The 3,567-nt window shown below is 35.4% G+C and carries 1 protein-coding gene and 2 pseudogenes; 2 read left to right on the forward strand and 1 reads right to left on the reverse strand.

The window, feature by feature from the left end; genetic code table 11:
* Positions 1-146: pseudogene (locus ACFIKR_RS08985) on the reverse strand (phage tail protein); the annotation flags it as partial.
* Between ACFIKR_RS08985 and ACFIKR_RS08990 the strand changes: the two are divergent.
* Together ACFIKR_RS08990 and ACFIKR_RS08995 are read left to right on the forward strand one after the other, a co-directional pair.
* Positions 142-292, forward strand: a pseudogene (locus tag ACFIKR_RS08990) (transcriptional regulator); the annotation flags it as partial. The pseudogenes ACFIKR_RS08985 and ACFIKR_RS08990 sit on opposite strands and share 5 nt — an antisense overlap.
* A 795-nt stretch (positions 293-1,087) precedes the next feature.
* On the forward strand, positions 1,088-3,567 hold a 2,480-nt coding region (locus tag ACFIKR_RS08995), incomplete at its 3' end, for a right-handed parallel beta-helix repeat-containing protein (RefSeq protein ID WP_375659605.1).

Here is a 3,567-nt window from a genome sequence, read left to right on the forward strand (position 1 = left end):
GCCTCATGATCGATTTCGCCATCAAAATAGCTAATCGGGCGCGCCGTGCCTAAAATGCCATACACATCTTGGTTGGAGGGAGACCAAAAAACACCGCCCCTTTGCTTGTCACGTTTAATAAACATGGCGGCAGCAAAGGGAGCGGCAGAGCTTTATAAAAAGTTACAAGAGCTTATTCAAGACATCAACGACAGTGAAGAAATAGAGCTTACCTTGCCTCTTTTTAAAATTGCATTTAAAACATCAAATAGAGGTTGAAAAAACGCTCCAGAACGACACAAATCTAACCTAACCATCATTATAAAATGAAAAATGAAGGTACTTTTCTCCTTACATTAAGATTTTTAATAATACTTTGTTTTTAAAATATTACATCTTTTTTTGCTTTTTTTGGCTGATTTTGGAGCGAACTTCACAATTTATAGATTTTTTTCAAAGGGTCTTCAAAGGCGGTTTTCTAGGCTTTCACAGAGTTTTTTTAATCCTCAAAGCTTTTCCTATTTTTTCCATTGAATCATAGATTTCTCTCATTTTCACTCTTTTTTAGATATAAAAATCCATTGTGATAAAATGTGCATTTAATGGTGAAAATTAGTCATTTAAAAAAAATCATAAATTCCTACCCAATCCCACCTATTCCCACTTTAAAAAACTCCTGTCAAACAACAAGCTTTCTTTTCTGTATATCCACAACAGCATAGATACTGCTATTCTTTATTGCTTATTTCCTCTTTTCTGGTTTCTTTTTTTTATATCTTCTCCATTCTTTTCTTTCTTGTGATAACTCAATAAAGTTTATCTCTAAATAATGGACAATAATAACACTATGATCTACAATTAAAAAATTACAAACAACTTTTAATAACTTCAATTATTTTATAAATTTTTAATAAATTATTAATTTAATAATGAGTAATAAAATAAAATTACAATAAAACATTATGTATTTTATAGTAAAATTTATAATTATACTTTACACAACAATAAAAACAATCTATTCATCTCAAAGCAGAAGACCATTCATTTGATATCCTTCTTGTAAGCGGAGACGGAATGCATGGGGCTTATAATTTTAAGGAAAATATCAATGTATAAAAAATCTCTGTTACTCTGTACAGCGGCTATCGCTGTTACGCTGTTTGGCACCCATTTCAACGTATATGCTGAAAATCTCGAAGTTACTGATGGAAAAGTAGAAACCCCATCCGAAAAAACGTATGAGACTATTCATGCAAAAACAGGTGGTAAAATCACCGGCGATAAATTAACAGTAACCGGAAATAAAGACACAAACAAAAATACATATGTTATAACAGCTGAAGGCGATAACAGTGAAATTACTTTAACCAATTCAACCATTAAAAGTAATGATAATGATTCTGATATTCACTTAGGTATTAAGGCCAAAGATAATGCTAAAATTAAAATGACAGGGGGGAAAATTACAGCTCTTGAAAATGGTGCTTCTTTTGAAAACAGTAGTAGTGAAAACGAGCTAACAACTGTAGTTATAAGCGGTAAAGATAACTACTTTATTGAGAAAGGGATAAATGCTACCCACAGCAACCTTATTTTGAAAGACACAACTGTTTCTTTAGCAAATAATGGTATATTTGCAGAGGATAACTCGACAATAACAGTCTCTGGAGGATCATTCGATGGGAAAAATGATGGGGTATATGCTAAAGAAGGCAGTACCATCACTTTAGACGAAAAAACAACAGTCACTTCATCTGAAGGCAATGGAGTTCATGCAGAAGGTTCAGGAGCAAAAATCACCAAGACGGGAGGAACTGTCAGTGGGTGGGTTGCATTACTTGCAGAAAAAGGTGGACAAATTGATGCCACAAATGTTGCTTTAACGACAGATGGCAAAGGCATCGGTGTAGGGGCCTTTGACCCTGATAGCAGAATTGAATTGCATGGCGATACAACTATTAACAATACTTTGAAGGGTCTTAGAGCATTTAGTGGTGGTAAAATTACCAGCGAAAATTTAACAATAGTTGGTGGTGAAAAAAGTGATCAAGACCCCGACGACGACAACTATGGTGTATGGACAGTGAATTCTGGGAGTGAAATTACGTTAACGGGCAAAACAATTATTAAAAATTTTAATAAAGGTTTTTATGCAGAAGGTGGAAGTAAAATCATTAGCGGAGATTTAACAATAACAGGTAATGAAAGTAAAAAAACGACTACTGGTATAGTCGCTGTGCAACCTGATAGTTTAATTAAGTTAAATGGCAAAACAACCATTCAAAATGTTGATGTTGGTCTCTCTGCATCAGATAATAGCACGATTAAGATGATTAATAGTGATATTAAAGCAGCACAGAATACAATAAAAAATAAAATAAATGCTAAAAGAGTTGCACTATGGGCGGCATATAACGGACATATTGATGTCCAGAATTCTTCTCTAACAGCAGGAGTTTCTGGTTTGCAGTTCTTAACTTCCCCTAGTAACAAACCCGATGAAACAAAAGATACAGAAAAACATCAAAGTAATGAAATCAATTTAACCAATGTAGATATTCATGTGGAAAATGGCACTGGAATTCTTATTGGAGCTTACACTAACAACGAGCTTGGAAATAATCCAGATCTGGCAATAGGTACAGCAAATATCAAAAATTCAGAAATCCATGCCGATGTTTTACTAAGAAACGGCATTTGTTTGGGAGACAAAGAGAAAGAGCTTTGGGAACTGGTGGGTTTAAAAGAGACCCCCAACGGCACTTTTACATTAAGCGCTGATCAGTCTACTCTAGAGGGCAGAGCGACTGTTGATAAAGACAGAAATGTACACTTTGATCTAAAAAACAATACGCAATGGATTTTAAAAAACAGTACAAATGAAAAAGATGATGATGGCAATCTGTTTGATATTGCTCAAAGATCTCGTTCTGATATTTCCACACTTAGTCTTGATAATAGCTCCATTATTTTTAGCGAACCAACAGAAGAGCATTATCACACATTGCATATAGGTTCTGGTAAACCAGACACACAAGAAGTCTACAAAGCCTCTGGTGACGCAAAGATTTACTTCAACATTGCTTGGAGTGATGGCGTAGCAAGTGCCGATCAAAAAACCGATAGGCTTCTCATTCACGGTGATGTCTCAGGCAACACAACAGTTTATATCAAAAGCGACTTAGGGGATAAAAATAGTGTAGTAAATGCTGCTGATCCTTCGAATATCGGTGGACTTTCGCTTATTCAAGTCTCTGGAAAAGCACAGGAAGACTCTTTCAAACTAGCAAATGGCTATACCACAAGAGGTCGTTTACCTTATAAATATACGCTAACTGTTTATGGACCAGAGTCAAGCCATGGACAAGCCGATATTACACAAAGCCTGTTTGATGAAAAGAATGAAAATTTCTGGGATTTCCGCTTACACAAAGAAATTCTTGAAACTGGTTCTGGCTCGGGCTCTGGTCCAAGTGTGGCCGCTCTTGTACCACAGGCAGCAAGCTATTTGGTCATGCCAAATGCTCTCTTCTACAGTGGATTAACCGATATGGCTAAACAAAACGCGCTTTTAGCCAATATCAGAAC

Source organism: Bartonella sp. MR30HLJHH (assembly GCF_042194195.1).
Lineage (GTDB): Bacteria > Pseudomonadota > Alphaproteobacteria > Rhizobiales > Rhizobiaceae > Bartonella > Bartonella grahamii.